The sequence below is a fragment of the Rhodococcus jostii NBRC 16295 genome (genome assembly GCF_001894825.1).
Taxonomy (GTDB): Bacteria; Actinomycetota; Actinomycetes; order Mycobacteriales; family Mycobacteriaceae; genus Rhodococcus_F; species Rhodococcus_F jostii.
This window is the reverse complement of the sequence record NZ_BCWY01000003.1, coordinates 154,972-170,626: the sequence shown is the minus strand read 5'-3', so window position 1 is coordinate 170,626 and position 15,655 is coordinate 154,972. Positions and strand designations below refer to the sequence as shown.

At 66.5% G+C, this 15,655-nt stretch carries 15 protein-coding genes; 4 read left to right on the top strand and 11 right to left on the bottom strand.

Translation table 11 applies throughout. The features are described from left to right. Positions 1–9: 9 nt before the first annotated feature. Positions 10–750, bottom strand: a complete 741-nt coding sequence (locus tag RJ1_RS03520) for a maleate cis-trans isomerase family protein (protein ID WP_073358681.1) — start codon at positions 748–750, stop codon at positions 10–12. A gap of 83 nt (positions 751–833) precedes the next feature. Between RJ1_RS03520 and RJ1_RS03515 the strand changes: the two genes are divergently transcribed. The 4 genes from RJ1_RS03515 to RJ1_RS03500 all read left to right on the top strand — a co-directional run bounded on the left by RJ1_RS03515 (position 834) and on the right by RJ1_RS03500 (position 5,194). After that, positions 834–1,808, top strand: coding sequence for a D-2-hydroxyacid dehydrogenase (locus RJ1_RS03515; RefSeq protein WP_073358505.1), 975 nt, complete (start codon positions 834–836; stop codon positions 1,806–1,808). 36 nt (positions 1,809–1,844) lie between these two features. After that, positions 1,845–3,215 carry an amidase gene (locus tag RJ1_RS03510; protein WP_073358504.1) on the top strand — a complete coding sequence of 457 codons (1,371 nt, stop codon included), beginning with the start codon at positions 1,845–1,847 and terminating at the stop codon, positions 3,213–3,215. 144 nt (positions 3,216–3,359) lie between these two features. Further along, positions 3,360–4,850, top strand: coding sequence for a protein kinase family protein (locus RJ1_RS03505; RefSeq protein WP_073358503.1), 1,491 nt, complete (start codon positions 3,360–3,362; stop codon positions 4,848–4,850). Continuing rightward, entirely contained in the window at positions 4,847–5,194 is a 348-nt protein-coding gene (locus RJ1_RS03500; RefSeq protein ID WP_073358502.1) for a YidH family protein, read from the top strand. The genes RJ1_RS03505 and RJ1_RS03500 overlap by 4 nt, the downstream gene beginning before the upstream one ends. On the opposite strand, the gene RJ1_RS03495 is transcribed toward RJ1_RS03500, so the two are convergent. The 10 genes from RJ1_RS03495 to treS all read right to left on the bottom strand — a co-directional run bounded on the left by RJ1_RS03495 (position 5,186) and on the right by treS (position 15,643). After that, complete coding sequence (locus tag RJ1_RS03495; protein WP_073358501.1) at positions 5,186–6,121, bottom strand: formylglycine-generating enzyme family protein; 936 nt, start codon at positions 6,119–6,121, stop codon at positions 5,186–5,188. The two genes, RJ1_RS03500 and RJ1_RS03495, sit on opposite strands and share 9 nt — an antisense overlap. A gap of 22 nt (positions 6,122–6,143) precedes the next feature. Continuing rightward, positions 6,144–7,088, bottom strand: coding sequence for an HAD family hydrolase (locus tag RJ1_RS03490; protein ID WP_073358500.1), 945 nt, complete (start codon positions 7,086–7,088; stop codon positions 6,144–6,146). Positions 7,089–7,093: 5 nt separating this feature from the next. Beyond that, complete coding sequence (locus tag RJ1_RS03485; protein ID WP_073358499.1) at positions 7,094–8,632, bottom strand: arylsulfatase; 1,539 nt, start codon at positions 8,630–8,632, stop codon at positions 7,094–7,096. Positions 8,633–8,797: 165 nt separating this feature from the next. Next, positions 8,798–10,345 (bottom strand): sulfatase-like hydrolase/transferase, encoded by a 1,548-nt coding sequence (locus RJ1_RS03480; RefSeq protein ID WP_073358498.1) that lies wholly within the window; start codon positions 10,343–10,345, stop codon positions 8,798–8,800. 150 nt (positions 10,346–10,495) lie between these two features. After that, complete coding sequence (locus RJ1_RS03475; protein WP_073358497.1) at positions 10,496–11,149, bottom strand: hypothetical protein; 654 nt, start codon at positions 11,147–11,149, stop codon at positions 10,496–10,498. Between the two features lie 71 nt (positions 11,150–11,220). Next, the gene (locus RJ1_RS03470) at positions 11,221–11,559 is read right to left on the bottom strand and encodes a fumarylacetoacetate hydrolase family protein (RefSeq protein ID WP_240319796.1); all 339 of its coding nucleotides are present in this window, start codon (positions 11,557–11,559) and stop codon (positions 11,221–11,223) included. Between the two features lie 111 nt (positions 11,560–11,670). Next, complete coding sequence (locus tag RJ1_RS03465; protein WP_073358496.1) at positions 11,671–11,979, bottom strand: antibiotic biosynthesis monooxygenase family protein; 309 nt, start codon at positions 11,977–11,979, stop codon at positions 11,671–11,673. 140 nt (positions 11,980–12,119) lie between these two features. Further along, entirely contained in the window at positions 12,120–12,578 is a 459-nt protein-coding gene (locus RJ1_RS03460; RefSeq protein WP_073358495.1) for an RrF2 family transcriptional regulator, read from the bottom strand. A 52-nt stretch (positions 12,579–12,630) separates the two neighbouring features. Beyond that, the gene (locus RJ1_RS03455; RefSeq protein ID WP_073358494.1) at positions 12,631–13,380 is read right to left on the bottom strand and encodes an SDR family oxidoreductase; all 750 of its coding nucleotides are present in this window, start codon (positions 13,378–13,380) and stop codon (positions 12,631–12,633) included. Between the two features lie 73 nt (positions 13,381–13,453). Continuing rightward, entirely contained in the window at positions 13,454–15,643 is a 2,190-nt protein-coding gene (treS, locus tag RJ1_RS03450) for a maltose alpha-D-glucosyltransferase (protein WP_073358493.1), read from the bottom strand. Positions 15,644–15,655 lie beyond the last annotated feature (12 nt).

The following is a 15,655-nucleotide window of genomic DNA, read 5'->3' as shown; positions in this document are numbered from 1 at the left end:
GGACTGATGTCAGAAAACGTTGCGGAGCCATTTGCCCGGGCCCGTCATGGGGAGCTTCATCCGGCCGAGACAGGCCCAGATGGTGAGCTGGTTGGCGGTGAGGACCGGTTTGCCGAGCTCGCGTTCGAGTGGGGCGATGACGTCGTAGGTCGGCAGGTTGGTACAGCTGACGAAGATCGCCTCCGACTTGGGGTCGTCGGCCGCGATGATCCGCTCGGCGATCGTGCGGTAGTTGACCTTCCAGATGCCGCCGCCGAGGCCGAGGTGGTCGGAGCGCACCACCTCGGTGCCCGCCTCGTTCAGGAACGCGTGCAACCGTTCGGTCAGCGGGGCGTCGTAGGGCGTGATCACCGACAGCCTGCTCAGCTCGAGATGTTCGATCGCCTCGACCAGAGCGCCGGACGTGGTGATCGCGTGCTGGGCGCCGGCCTCGCAGATCGCGTCGCACAGCGTTCGCTCGTACTCGAGACCCTTGATGAAACTCCCGGACGTGCACAGATAGGCCACGACCTCGGGCTCCACGTGCAGAACGTCGCGCGTCGCGGCCATGAGGTGTCTTCGCTCGGATACGAGCTCGGCCATCTCCAGACTGACGGGCACGGGTTCGTACGGCGTGCGCGCCAGATGCAGGCTCACCTCGAGGGGAGCCCAACGCCACAACTCTCGTTCGAGCGCCAGGTCGAACGGGGCGATGATGCCGATCCCCCGTTGCGCGATTGGGCCCTCGAATTCGGGAATGTTCAGTTCCAACACCAGGCCTCACCTTCGTTCCGGCCACGCCCGAGGATTATCAGATTGTTGACAATCATACGAGTTACTCATACGGTGTCAACGTGAGTCGGAACCCGATCGTCGCGGTGCTACATGCCCACGTCCTGCCGAGCGACGAACTCATGGCACCGGTCGCATCCCGTGCCGAAGTTCGCTACACCGACAAGGCGGGGCTGAGCACTGCCCTCGACGGTGCGGACGTCCTCTTCCTCTACGACTTCCTCACCGACGCGGTGCCGGGAGCGTGGCACGCCGCCGACTCCCTGCAATGGCTGCACATCGCCGCGGCCGGGGTCGATCCCGTGATGTTCCCCGAGGCCCGCGACAGCGACGTCACGATCACCAACTCGCGGGGCGTGTTCGACGGGGCGATCGCCGAGTACGTCCTCGCGCAGATCCTCTCCTTCGCGAAGGATCTGCCGGGTTCGCTCCGCCTGCAGCAGTCGCACACGTGGCAGCACCGGGAGTCCGAGCGGATCGCGGGCCGCACCGCCCTGATCGTCGGGACCGGCCCCATCGGTCGCGCCGTCGCCCGCCTTCTGCGGGCCGCGGGAATGAAGGTCAGCGGTTCGGGTCGCAGCGCACGCAACGCCGATCCCGACTTCGGCACCGTCACGGCGGCGGAAGACCTGCCCTCGCAACTCGCCGTCGCCGACTACGTGATCGCGGTGGCACCGCTCACCGACCAGACCCGGCACATGTTCCACGACTCGACGTTCGCCGCGATGAAGCCGGGCGCCCGGTTCGTCAACGTGGGACGCGGTGAACTCGTCCGCACCGACGACCTCGTCACCGCGCTCCGGGCGGGGACGATCGCCGGCGCCGCGCTCGACGTGTTCGACACGGAACCGCTCGCCGCCGACCATCCACTCTGGGACATGCCGAATGTCTCGATCACGCCACACAATTCGGGTGATTTCGCCGGCTGGCGAGACGCCCTCGTTACCGTGTTCACCGACAATTTCGAACGCTGGGTAGCGGGGTACCCGTTGGAGAACGTAGTAGACAAGCACCTCGGGTACGTACCGAGCCGTTGACGACAGGGCCCGAACGTCCAGGCTGAAGGAGTTCTCATGAATCCCACCGACATGACCGCCGTCGAACTGGTCACGGCCTACTCGTCCGGAGAGCTTTCGCCGGTGGAAGCGACGCAGGCGATGCTCGACGCCATCAGCGAACGGGATCGCACCATCAATTCCTACTGCCTCGTCGACGAGGAGCGGGCGCTCGCGCAGGCCCGGAGGTCCGAGGAGCGCTGGAACACCGGTTACTCCAAGGGACTGCTCGACGGCGTCCCCATCTCGATCAAGGACATCTTCCTCACCGACGGCTGGCCGACGCTGCGGGGGTCGCAGGCCGTCGACGAGGACCAGCCGTGGGACGTCGACAGTCCCGTGGCCGCCCGCCTCCGCGAGGACGGAATGGTGTTCCTCGGCAAGACCACGACCCCCGAGATCGCGTGGAAGGCCGTCACCGACAGCGCCCTGTGCGGGATCACCCGCAACCCGGCCGACCCGACGAAGACGGCGGGCGGTTCGTCGGGCGGCAGCGCCGCGGCGGTCGCGGCGGGCCTCGGCCCGTGCTCCGTCGGCACCGACGGCGGCGGCAGCGTGCGCATCCCCGCCTCGTTCTGCGGCGTCGTCGGGTTCAAACCCACCCACGGCCGGATCCCCCTGTTCCCGGCGAGCCCGTTCGGGCCGCTGGCCCACGCCGGTCCCCTCACCCGGACCGTCGAGGACGCGGCACTGCTGATGGACATCATGTCGCTGCCCGACCCGCGCGACCCGACGTCCCTCGCACCGTTCCCGACCACCTTCCGGGGCGAGATCGGCCGCGAAGTCGTCGGACTCGGAGTCGCGTACTCCCCGACGCTCGGCTACGTGACGGTCGACCCGGAGGTCCGGGCGATCGTCGACCGGGCCGTGCAGGCGCTCGACGCGGCGGGTCTGCCGGTCACCGCTGCCGACCCCGGCTTCAGCGATCCGATCGAGGCTTTCGAACTGCTCTGGGCGTCCGGGGCCGCGGCAATGCTGAAGAACTTCCCGGAGGGTGCGCGCGACAAGGTCGACCCGGGCCTCGGCAAGGCGTGGGAACGCGGCGAGAAGTTCAGCGCGGTCGAGTATCTCGACGCTCGCGCGGTCGCGGCAGATGTCGGCATCACGATGGGCAAATTCCACCTGACGCACAACGTGCTGCTCACTCCCACCGTCCCGATTCCGCCCTTCGAGGCCGGCTACGACGTTCCGCCGGGCAGCGATTTCACCAGCTGGCCGCAGTGGACCCCGTTCACCTACCCGTTCAACCTCACGCAGCAGCCGGCGATCAGCATCCCGGTCGGCCGGACCGCGGCGGGTCTGCCGGTCGGCCTGCAGATCATCGGTCCCCGTCACTCCGACGACCTGGTGCTCGCGGTGGCGAGATACGCCGAACACGTCCTGGGTTAGGTCGGCCGAAAAGCACACGGTTCGCGACACATCCGAGGATCATGAAGGCAAGGCCCGGTGCCGTGCGAATTGTGTGATGTGCTGTCCGGGCGAACTGTTGCCTGACAAAGATTTTCGGGGTCGGGGAGAGCCCGGGGAGCGCACATGACAGCGACACCGGTGTCCGGGGTCCCGCCGCAATCGCGGCCGGGCCTGGATCAGCTGGCCCCGGGCATGGTCGTCGCAAAGCGCTACCGGCTCCTCGGACGTTTCGCCGGCCCCGACTGGGTGCAGTGGTGGCACGCCCACGACGTCGACTTGTGCCGGGACGTCTCGCTCAGCCTCGTCGACTCGGCGCACATTCGCGCCACCGACACCGGCGCGGATCCGCTGTCGCGGTTCTTCCGGAACACCACCGGAACCAGCTTCAGTCACGAGGGGCGGATCGCCCAGGTCTACGACATCGGGTCGGTCGGCGACCGGATCGCGGTGGTCTCCGAGTGGACACCGGGGTGGCGGGTCGCGGATCTCGCGCGCACGGTCCCGCGCCCACTGGATGCGGCGCGCACCGTGCGGTACCTCGCCGCCGCGATCGCCGACGCACACCATCACGGCGCCCGTATCGCGCTGGACCATCCCAACCGCGTGCGGATTTCCTGGGAGGGAATCGCGGTCCTCGCCTTCCCCGCCACCCTGGCCGACGGAATCAGGGAAGACGACGTCGCCGGCCTCGGTGCACTGCTGTACGCATTGCTGCTCGGGACGTGGCCGCTGTCCTCCCCCGGCACGACCCCGGTGGCCGGACTGCCCGCGGCCGCCCGGCGGGGCGACGGTTCCGTTGTCGCACCGCATCGGGTACGACCGGCCATTCCGCGTGCGCTGTCCGAGGTGGCCATGAACGCGCTCGCCCGGAGCCCCGGCGCAGACACCGCGCAGGCGGTGGTCGACTCCCTCGACCGGATCTTGTCGGATGCGCGGGCGCGTTCGTCGTCCGCATTCGCGGCGGCCGCCGCGCGAGCGCACGACGAGCCCGACGACCCGGCCGCGCGACCGAAGGCGCCGCTCCCCGCGGTGAGCGGCGCACTCGCCCTGATCGTGGCCCTCGGCGCCGGCGGCTGGGCGATCGGCACCTCGTTCACCGCGTCGGACGCTCCCCCGGCCGCCGTCGCCGACAGCACCCTCAGCCAGTTCGCGCCGGTACAGGACCCCCTCCAGGTACCGCTCACCCCGTCGTCGGCGGCCGCCTACTCGCCTCTGCGTTTCCCCGACAACGGCACCACTGCTTTCCTTGCCGTCGATTCCAACCCCACGACGTCCTGGGCGACCGACCGCTACCCGCAGCAACTGTCGTCGGCGAAGACCGGCGTGGGCCTGATCGTCTCCTTCCCCGGGCCCGTCGACTTGCGGACCGTCTGGATCGACTCTCCGACACCGGGCACCACTGTCGAGATCCGGACCGCGCCCGTCGCGTGGGCGAACATCGATCACACCCAGGTGATCGGCTCAGCCACGCTCGGCGACGGGGTCACCCAGATCGTGGCCCGGCCGCCCGCACCCACCGACCGGGTCCTCGTCTGGATCTCGGGGCTGTCGGCCGGCGATTCGGGATTCCAGTCGCGCCTGTCCGAGATCGGGTTCTTCGGTGGTACGCCATGAGCCGCAACATCTTCGGCCCCACCCAGCCGAACACCGGAAGCACCGCACGCGACCACCTCGCGAACGAGCGCACCTACCTCGCCTGGCATCGCACCGGCATCAGCGTCGCCGCACTCGGTGTGGCGGTGGCGAAGTTCGCCCCGAACCGTGGAGATCATGCCGTGGCCGCCGGTTTCATCCTGATCGCCGCGGGCCTGCTGGTCTCCGCCTACGGCACCGTCCGCTATCGGGTCATCAGCAAGCAGATCGAGTCCGGGGAATTCGCGCCGGCCACGTTCGCCGCTGTCGTCACCTCCAGCGTCGTCACCATTCTCGCGCTTCTCGCCGTGGTGGTCCTACTCTGACCCGGGCAGGGCCGTGACACAGCGGAATCCGATGTGGCTCATCCCGGTGTCGACCATCTGCGGCCGCCGCGCCGCGGGCCGGTACCGCCGGCAGTAGCTGTCGGCGCACAGGAACGATCCGCCCTTGATCACCCGCCGCGGAACCCGGAACTGGGGTTGGCGTGGGTCGAAGCTCTCCGACATGCCGGGCCCGCGCGGATTGCGTGGCGCGCAGCACGACTCCCCCGTGTCGCTGTGACGCTCCGAGTACCAGTCGGCGGTCCATTCCCACACGTTTCCCGCCATGTCGAAGAGCCCGTATCCGTTGGGCGGATAGCTGCCGACGGCGGTCGTCGTGCCGTACCCGGGGTCCGCACGCCACGGGAACTCCCCGTGCCAGTAGTTCGCCAACGGCGCTTCGATTTCGGGGGTGTCACCCCAGGTGAATTCGGCCTGGTCGAGCCCGCCGCGCGCCGCGGCCTCCCATTGCGCCTCGGTGGGGAGGGACCGTCCGGCCCACTGTGCGTATGCCGCCGCGTCCTCGTGGGCGACGTGGACGACGGGATGCTGTTCGCGGCCGGTGATCGTCGACGCCGGCCCGGTGGGGCGTTGCCAGGACGCGCCGACGGTCCAGGTCCACCACTGGCTGAGGTGACGAAGATCGACCGGGCCCCGAGTGGGAGTGAAGACCATCGATCCGGGTTGCAGATTCTCCGCGGGAGCCCCCGGGAAATCGGCGGGGTCGAGCGGACGCTCGGCGACCGTGACGTACCCGGTGTCGCGGGCGAACCGGGCGAACTGTTCGTTGGTGACCTGGCGGGTCTCGATGGCGAAGGCATCGACCGCGACGCGATGCGCGGGACCTTCCTCCGGATAGTGCCGATCGGAGCCCATGGTGAAGGTCTGGGCGGGGATGCGACGGACTTCGGAGACGGTCTGAGTTTCCAACGAAGCCTTCCCTTCTGCCTGATCAGGTGTCGGCCGGCGAGAAGACACTCGTCCAATCGTTCTTCATGCTTACCACGGTCCAGTTCTTTTCTCGTGCCTGATCGAGAGCCTGCTCGGCGCCCGCCACATAGTCGAATTCGCGGTCGGCGTCGTCGTGCAGGATCAGCGCCCGCAGCGACGGCCGGTCGGGTTGTCCGGAGAACGCCAGCATCGGCAGGTCGCCGTTGGAATTGCCGACCGACAGGATCGGCCGCCGCCCGATCCTGCTCCAGATCCGTACCGGTTTCTCCGGTCCGTCGTCGAAGAAATCCATCGCGGCCTTGTAGAGCAGTTCGGTCGCATCCGCCCCCTCACGGTACGAGAGGCCGAGGGCGCTGCCGATGATGCGTTCCGGCGGAATCCCGTAGAGCCGCCCGGCGACCGGGCGCATGAAGTCCCGGTCACCACCGGACGCGATGTAGACCGTGAACCCGTTCGCCTCGAGATAGCGGAGCAATTCGACCATCGGCACGTATCCGCAGCCGTAGTACGGGCGGCCGAGCGTCGGGTGGTTCGCGCCGTCGAAGAAGGCCCGGACCCGGGCGTCGTAGTTCTCGACGGTGACCGAATCGAACGCCTGCGTGACCGCGCCCATCAACAGTTTCAGGTCGCTGTCGTCGCCGTGATAGTGCTTGACCATCGCCGCCCCGAGCCACTGGAGGTCGTGCTCGAAGGCCGCCTTCCACGGTTGCTTCTGCTGCAATTCGGGATCACCCTCGGCCATCTCGGCGAAACGCCTGATGGTGAAGTCGAGCTGGATGGGCATCGGCTTCTCACACCAGAGTGTGCCGTCGTTGTCGAACACGGCCACCCGGTCCGCGGCCTCGACGAAGTCCGCCCCACCCGGCTCCGTCACCCGCCCGACGAAGTCCTCGATCGCGGACCGCGTCGACCCGTCCGCCCAGGAAACACCCAGCTCGGCCCCCACGTCGATCAGTCCTTCGCCAGGAAGGCGTGCAGCTTCGCCACGGCGTGGTCGATGGTGAAGCTCGCCGGCTCCTGCCGCGGAGGAAATTCCTTGAAGGTTTCGAGGAATTGCGACGTGATGAATGTTCCGTAGATGGCGATGTAGTCGTGGTCGAGGAACCAGTCCCAGTAGGTGTTCGACGTGCCGTCGGCCCGCTCGAAGGGGTCGGTCCGCAGGTTGAACAGCTTGGGCACCCGCAGCGCGGTGAACGGCTCCGCCCACAGCGCGAGGGTGCCCTTCGCCCGCTGCTCCATGAACACGATCTTCCAGTTGTCGAACCGGATGCCCAGCACGTCACAGTCGTCGGAGAAGTAGATCATTCCCCGGCGCGGGGACGTCTCGACCTCCCCGGTGAGGTACGGGAGCAAGTTGTAGCCGTCGATGTGCACCTTGAACGTTTTCTCCCCGACGTCGTAGCCGGTCTTCAGTTGCTCCACGACCTCGGGTGCCCCCGCGGCGGCGAGGAAGGTGGGAAGCCAGTCGTGGTGCTGGACGATCTCGTTGGACACCACGCCGGCGGGGATCTTGCCCGGCCAGCGGATCACCTCGGGGACACGGAACGCACCCTCCCAGTTGGTGTCCTTCTCACTGCGGAACGGGGTGGTCGCGCCATCCGGCCACGTGTTCGCGTGGGGACCGTTGTCGGTGCTGTAGATGACGATGGTGTTCTCGGCGAGGCCCAGTTCGTCGACCGCGTCGAGCAACAGACCGACGTGCTTGTCGTGATCGATCATGGTGTCGTGGTACGGCGACTGCCAGTGCCCGGCCTGGCCGATGCTCTCCGGTTTCGTATGGGTGCGCAGGTGCATGTGCGTGGTGTTCATCCACACGAAGAACGGGGTGTCCGCTTCCTTCTGGCGCGTGATGAAGTCGATTGCCGCGGAGACCGTCTCGTCGTCGATCGTCTCCATCCGCTTCTTGTTCAGCGGACCGGTGTCCTCGATGCGTTGCTTCCCGAGCGGCCCGTAGCGCTGATCGACCTCGCCGGCGTCCTCCTCCGTGGCCCAGGTATGGAGGACACCGCGCGGCATGACGACCTCATGCAGTTTGGGGTAGTCCAGTGCGCTGGGAAAATCGGGGAGTTCGGGTTCTTCCTCGGCGTTCAGGTGATAGAGGTTGCCGAAGAACTCGTCGAACCCGTGCACGGTCGGCAGATACTTGTTCAGATCGCCGAGATGGTTCTTCCCGAACTGTCCGGTGGCGTATCCGAGTGGCTTGAGCAGTTCCGCGATGGTGGGATCCTCGGGCGACAGTCCGACGTCGACTCCCGGGATACCGACCTTGCTCATACCGGTGCGGTACACACTCTGTCCGGTGATGAACGACGCGCGACCCGCCGTGCAACTCTGCTCGCCGTAGGAGTCGGTGAACCTCATACCCTCGTCGGCGAGACGGTCGATGTTCGGAGTCCGGTACCCCATCAGCCCGTCGCTGTAGCAACTGAGATTGGTGATTCCGATGTCGTCGCCCCAAATGACCAGGATGTTCGGTTTCGCGTCCGTCATCTGTCTCTCCTCGCATCGTCGGGCGGCGGATGCGCTTCCCGGGCGACAACCGAGAATCGCAGTCCTGACGATGCTCGCGGTACCTCCGCCCCACATCACCCGTACGGGGTGAGAACGCGGCTGGGACGCGTTCGCCCGGTGGTGACCGCACGGAAGTTCAGTCGCTCACCCCGATTGGTGCTCGATCCCATGCCCTGGGTCGGGAAGCTCGTCGTGAGACCTGACCAGGGTGGTGATGTACTGCACGATGGGCCCGATCTGCAGGTGCGTCTGCGGTTGCAGCTCACCCGGTTCGGGCGGCACGTACGGGTCGGGTGTGCCCGGCTTGATGGGCGGCTCGACGACGAGCGACTTGAGGAAGGCGCCGGCTCCGGCAGCGATGGGATGCAGGACCCAGCCATGAGGGAAGTCGACCTGATGCTCCTCGCGCGGATCCCATTCCAGGTTGTAGAGAATCGGCATGTTGATCGGCGCCCAGGTGGAGTAGAAATCGTCCTGCTGAAACAGGTGCACCTTCCACTGATGCCACTTCGCTGCCTGCAGCCGGTTGCCCTGCAAACACAGCACCATGTCTCGGCCCGAATCCTCGTCCCCACCGAGCAGGAACCCCGACATGTTCATCCCGTCGATCTGCCGGTCCGTCGGAACCGTGCCACCGGCGGCCGTCACCAGGGTGGTGAAGAAATCGACCTCGTGCACCAGTTCGTTGCTGACCCGCCCGGCGGGCACCTTCCCAGGCCAGCGCACCAGGCACGGTGTCCGATTGGAACCCTCGAGCGAGGTGAACAACCCACCCCTCCAGGGTCCGGAGAATCCGTGCCACTGACCGCCGACCGGATCCGGGTCGATCGCCGGGAAATGGTTCGTGGTGTCGGCGCCGTTGTCGGAGGCCCAGACCACGATCGTGTTCTCGGCGATGCCCAGCTCGTCGAGCTTGTCGAGGATCGTGCCGGTGAAGGCATCGATCTGGGTGAGAAGGTCGGCCCAGTTCCCTCGCTGGGTGGTGCCCGCGTACTCGGGGTCCGGGATCGTCGGGCTGTGGACCTGTGTGTAGGGCAGGTAGGCATAAAACGGTGTGCCCGTCCTCGTCGACCGGGTGATGAAATCACAGGCCCAGTCGGTGATCTTCCGATCGAATCCGGCCCGGAACTCGGCGTCGTAGGTCGAGATCCTCTCGGATTTCTCGCCCTTGCGCCGGGAGTAGATCGGCTCCGGTTCCAGCGGGATCTGTGTCGACCCCGCGTATGGGGCGGCGGTCACCGAGCCGTCGGGGAAGTACGACTGCATGGTCCACAGCACCTCGTCGGCCGTGCGCGGGCACCACACCGCCTCGTCGAACCCGAAGTCGACCGGGCTGCGCTGCTCGGGGTCACTGCCCAGATGCCACTTGCCCCACATCCCGGTGGCGTACCCGGCCTCCGAGAGCGCCTGGGCGATCGTGACCTCCCAGCGGGTCATCCCGTCCGGGCCGCCGGCGAGGGGAACCGTCTGGGTGCCGGAGCGGATCGCGTGCCGCCCGGTCAGCAGAGCCGAACGGCTCGGCGTGCACTGCGCCTCGACGTTGAAGTTCAGCAGCTTCAGGCCCTCCCCGGCCAGGGCGTCGATCCGCGGTGTCGGGGCACCGCGCAGCACCCCGCCGCCGTAGCACCCGAGCTCGCCCCACCCGAAGTTGTCCCAGAAGAAGTACACGATGTTCGGCTGATTTTCGCTCATGCGTCACCCCGCAGCGGTTCGGGTCAGCCCACGTCGGCTCGGGGGGCCTCGTGTGGACGGTACTCGGTCGGCGCAGCCGGATCAGCCGATTACCGCGTTCGCGAGGATGACAACGTCCCTGCTTGCAGGGTTGTCTGTGAGAGCCGGCCGTCAGTCCGGCGGGGTGGACGGCGTCCGGTCGACGGTGAGGATATACACGCTGATGACCATCACCCAGGCGGGGAAGACCAGCGTCACCCAGAGACTGAAACTGACGACCACCAGCAGGGCGAGTGACAGCAGGTAGGTGGCGATCGCGAGCCATCGCGGCATCAGTCCGGTGCGCAGCCAGATGGTTCCCAGCGAGATCATGAACACCCCGGCCATGCGGACGCCGTAGACGTTGTTCACGTGCAACATCACCTCGCGCCCGAAGTAGACGAGGTCGTTCTGCGGAACGGTGGAGAGCCGGGAGATGGCGAGCATCCCGCCGGCGAGTGCCATTGACACGAACGTCATCGCGAGGAACAACAGCCCACTGCCCAGGAAGACGGTGGAGAAGAATCGGTCTTCGAGTTCCCCGAGCCGGTCGCGGATGACACCGATGAACCACAGGAACGCGATGCCCGCGAAGGGCGCAAGTATCAAGGCCGTCGTGATCTGCGTCTGGTGGCTCACCCACGGGGTGCCCGCCGCGCCCGGCAAGGCGCTGCGCAGCAGGACGATGCTGGAGGCGAACAGAATACCGAAGACGACACCGGCGACGGCCGCGGCCCGCGGAGTCCGCAGTCGATGGAACTCCGCCTCGCCCTGCATCTCGGCCATGAACTCAGTCTTCGCCCAGGTCGGGCCCCAGGGCAACAGCGTGTTGTCAGATGACAGGCGGACTCACCGGGTCAGCGCGGCGACAGCACGGTTTGACGCTGTTCACCGAGGTGCGTGATACCCAACTCCATCACGTCGCCCGGCTGCAACCAGATCTGCGGATCGAATCCCATACCGACGCCGGAGGGCGTACCTGTATTTATCAGATCGCCGGGCTCGAGGACCATGAACTGACTCAGATGGTGAACGATGCTGTACGGGTCGAAGACCATTTTCGACGTGGATCCACCCTGACGACGAATGCCGTTGACATCCAGCCACATACCCAGGTCTCTCATGTCCGGAATCTCATCCGGTGTCGCCAACCAAAGGGCTTGGAACGGAAATCCGTCACTTCCTTGATCATTCACAGGCGCATGATTCGAGAAGGCCGGATTAGACGGTCCGCACCGCCGAATAAACTCCGGCACAACCGGATCCCTGGTGGTCCGGGCGCCGCTCGATCAGCGCGTCCGGATCACTCAGTCGCCTTCGGTCGCAGTATTCTGAACCACCTCGAACCACGTGGAATCCATCGGTCCCGCCTCGAGTCCTGCGAGCTGTTCGCGAGTCGAGCGGAACGCTTCGTCGTGATGCCAGGCCGACCAGTCTTCCCTCGTCTCCCAGACGCCGACGATCGCGCGCTCCAGTGGCTCATCGACCCCCTTGAGAAGTTGCGCGGATATCCAACCAGACTTCTCACGCGCCGCTTCGACCCGCGCATGCATCGCGCGATCCCATTGCTCGACGCCCTCCTCGCGAAGCATGAACCTGGTGACGATTGTCATCATCGCCGCTCTCCCTTGTCTTGTCGGTACTCACCCTTCTCAGAATGGACCTGGACGGCAGGAGCACCAACCAAGCACGTGTCTCGTGCGAGTGAAGTGGCGTGTGAGGTTCATGGCGCGTGTGCTGTCGTTGCGGCGCACCGCTAGTAGGACGTCTCCAGTGTCTGTTTGAGCACGGCGAGGTCCAATGTCGCCGCCAGATCCGCGATCGTCACACCCGACAACGTGTCTCGCCAGGCCCGCTCGGCGTCGGCCATGACTTTCGCGATGCCGCAGGGGGCGGTGCACTGTTCCGGTGGCGCGGCGAGCAACCCTTGCCGGCGGATCTCGGTGCACCGAAATGCCGGCGCCGTGCCGTCGACAGCCTGCACGACGTCGAGCACCGTGATGTCCGCGGACGCGCGGGTCAGGACGTACCCGCCGTCGCGCCCCTCGGTCGGACGGACGAGGCCGGCACGTGCCAGTGATTGCAAGTGCTTCGCGAGGTATGACTTCGACACCCCGTGCAGGTCCGCCAGCCGGGCGGTCGGCACCGGGACCTCGGCCTGGCTGAGTACGACGCAGCAGTGGAGCGACCACTCCACACCACCGGAAAGCTTCATATGCACGACCCTATCCACGCCCGCTGCGCCGATGCCGCGGGTACCGCAGCCCTCAGACGCGTTCGCGAAGCCATTCGTCCAGTGTGGTCGGCGCGATCCACGCGTTCGCGCCGGGTGTCGGGGTGATCGCCGCGTCGTCGAGCTTCGCACCGAAGTAGCCGGCGTCGGGATCGGACGTCACGGACCGCGTGTCGCCGGTCGACGCGAACAGCCGGCGCACCAGTTCGTCGATGCCCAGCGGTTCGGGTCCGGCGATCTCGACAGTGCCGTTCAGTGGGGAACCGGTGACGACCTCCGCCACCCGGGACACGACGTCACGCGAGGCGATGGGTTGAAGGTGCGCCGGAGTGGCGTGCACCGTGTCGCCGACGGTTCCGGCGTCGGCGATACCGGCGATGAACTCGAAGAACTGGGTCGATCGGACGATCGAGTAGGGCACCGGGCCGGACTTGACCACCTCTTCCTGGGCGACCTTTGCTCGCAAGTATCCCGAGTCGGGGAGTCGGTCGGCGCCCACGATGGACAGGATCACGTGGTGCCCGACGCCCGCGGCCTCCTCGGCGGCGAGCAGGTGTTTCGTCGACTCACGGAAGAACGCCAGGACGTCGTCGTCCTCCCACGACGGCGAATTGGTCAGGTCCACGACCACGTCGGCGCCCTCGACGGCCTCCGCTACGCCCTTGCCGGTGGTGGTGTCGATACCGGCCTCACGGCCGAGGGCCACCACGTCGTGGCCCGATTCGCCGAGCGTGGCAGCGACCTGGCTTCCGATGAGCCCTTTTCCGAAAATGACGATCTTCACGTCTCTCTCCTTTACTCGGATAAGTCGTGTCTGAGTTTACTCCGACAGCTGTTATCCGAGTCAAGGGTCGGTGTCAGGCAGATTCGGGCCTCACCACGACGGGGACGCCCTCGTAGGGCGCGAGGGTGACCGGGAAACTGTGGAGTTCGTCCACGGTGCCGATCTGTTCGTCGGTGAACAGGTTGACCGCAGGTGATCCGGCGGGCAGGAACTGCGACTGGACGGTCGCGGCAATCTCCTCGGACGTGAAGTTGAGAACCGTGACCTCGAGACTCGAATCCGCCAGTTCGTGAACCATGACGAGCAGCCCCTTGTGCGACACGGTGGGCACGTCGAGTTGGACCGCGGTGGCGATGCCGAATCGGTTCCGGACGTCGATGATGCGAGCGAGCCGGCGGGCGAAGGACGTCGGATCCTGCAGTTGCACAGGAAGACTCCCGTACAGACTGTGTCCGCGGGGGATTCCCGACTCCGACCGAGCGGCATCGGGGTTGACCCCCATCAGATCGTGCGCACCCCGATTGATCCAGCGGGTATCCCCTTCGGTGAGAAGATCGGCGACGTCCTCGGACGGCACGGTAAGCAGTCCGCACAGATCCCAGCCCGACAGGGCGAAGACGCCCGGCTGGAGCGCATTGAACATCGCCAGCAGCAGGTGGGCCTGCTTGACGGTGTCGATGTCGGCGGCGTCCATCCGGTCGAGGTCGCGAATGCCCAGTGCGGCGGTGATGACGCTGGCCGTCGTGCAGGCGATCCCGTTCGTGGTGAACGTGCGGTTGTACGGCGCCCACCGCCCGGTGAGCCGCTCGCACAGGTCTTTGCGGATGCGATCACCGAGGTCGGACCCGGTGACCGACTCGCCGCCGTAGTCGAATTCGTCGTCCTTGTGCAGCGTCGCGAAATGGACCAGCTCGAACGTCAGCTCGTCATGGTTCTGCAGGGCATGGACGAGCGAGGCGGCGTCCACACCGTGATCGCGGGCGAGGTTCATGGTCAGCCGAAGGAATTCGGTGTTCCCCATGACCAGCGCGTGATGGTAGGCGGGACGATTGATGAAGTCGTAGGACAGGTCGGCCCCGGTCGTGCCCATCGCCTTGATGTCGTCGATGGTGAGGTTCAGCTCCTGGAACGTGAATCCACCCATCTTCCGCACGATGCTGGCGATGAGGTGATTCGCCGCCTCCGACAGCGGGTGCCCCTCCGACCAGCCGGGAAGACCCTCGGTCCGGCGTTCCACCCCGAGGAATCCGTTGGCGTCCAGGCGAAGCGCGCCGGCACCGAGATCCGCGATGGAGTGGCAGGCGTCCCCGATGACGAGGCGCATACCCGCGAACGACGGATCCAGCCAGTTGATGGACGGCTGACCGGCCTTGAAATAGTGCAGGTACACCCATCTGCGCTCGACGCCGTCCACCCCCTTCACCGCGGGGGTGACGCTCCAGTTGGTTTCCTTCACCCCGAGTTCGTAGAAGATGACGCGTTGGAGTTGACCGATGATGTACCCGGCCCGCGCAAGTTGCGCCTCGGTGTCGGCGTCGATGTTCACCGAGTCCCGGCCATCCGGCACACGAGGAAGCAGATGCCAGTCCTGCGGTTCGATCTCCACCATGTGATAGATGCCGGGATAGTCGGCGTACGCCATCTCGGCGAGCCGGAAGTCGGCACCCTTGCCCGTGTGACCGGGAACGATGTCGTCGATGACGATGCCGTCGTACGCCGCGGCGACGACGCACAGGCGACGGAACTCCTCCTCCGTCCCGAACGCCGAGTCGATCTGCATGCTGATGCGGTCGAAATGGCCGTCCACCGACGGCGTGGCCCGCCACCCCTTGATCCCGCCGGCCTGCTTCACCGGCCCCGTGTGCACCGCCGTCACCCCGATCTCGGAGAATGCCTGCCACAACGACTCGTCGCCGAGCGAACTCAGAAAACTCGCGCCCGGCGCCGTGATGATCGAAATCGGGTACGCCGTGAACCACACCGAACCCCGCTCCACCGCTGCGCGCGGATTCGGGTCGGCATACGGGTTCTGCCACATGCTGCCCTTGCCGGACAACTGCTCCGCGATCAACTTCGCATCGTGCAGGATCGACTGATTGATCAGCCACTCCACATAGTCCGGATTGTCCGGCACCGGCTCACCACGCTGCGCATCCACTCGGGTGGCACGACGGACCGACGGTTTCAACGGCCGAGGGCGGGCCGGGTAGAACTGCTCGTCGTAGCTGATCTCGCTGGGTTCGTGATGGATCTCGGGGTTCATGGTCCTCCGTCG

Bases quoted from the DNA above. Each gene is read 5' to 3' on its own strand.
- RJ1_RS03505 (WP_073358503.1), top strand. From the start codon at position 3,360: ATGACAGCGACACCGGTGTCCGGGGTCCCGCCGCAATCGCGGCCGGGC.
- RJ1_RS03500 (WP_073358502.1), top strand. From the start codon at position 4,847: ATGAGCCGCAACATCTTCGGCCCCACCCAGCCGAACACCGGAAGCACC.
- RJ1_RS03465 (WP_073358496.1), bottom strand. From the start codon at position 11,979: ATGATGACAATCGTCACCAGGTTCATGCTTCGCGAGGAGGGCGTCGAG.
- RJ1_RS03510 (WP_073358504.1), top strand. From the start codon at position 1,845: ATGAATCCCACCGACATGACCGCCGTCGAACTGGTCACGGCCTACTCG.
- RJ1_RS03485 (WP_073358499.1), bottom strand. From the start codon at position 8,632: ATGACGGACGCGAAACCGAACATCCTGGTCATTTGGGGCGACGACATC.
- RJ1_RS03480 (WP_073358498.1), bottom strand. From the start codon at position 10,345: ATGAGCGAAAATCAGCCGAACATCGTGTACTTCTTCTGGGACAACTTC.
- RJ1_RS03475 (WP_073358497.1), bottom strand. From the start codon at position 11,149: ATGGCCGAGATGCAGGGCGAGGCGGAGTTCCATCGACTGCGGACTCCG.
- RJ1_RS03460 (WP_073358495.1), bottom strand. From the start codon at position 12,578: ATGAAGCTTTCCGGTGGTGTGGAGTGGTCGCTCCACTGCTGCGTCGTA.
- treS (WP_073358493.1), bottom strand. From the start codon at position 15,643: ATGAACCCCGAGATCCATCACGAACCCAGCGAGATCAGCTACGACGAG.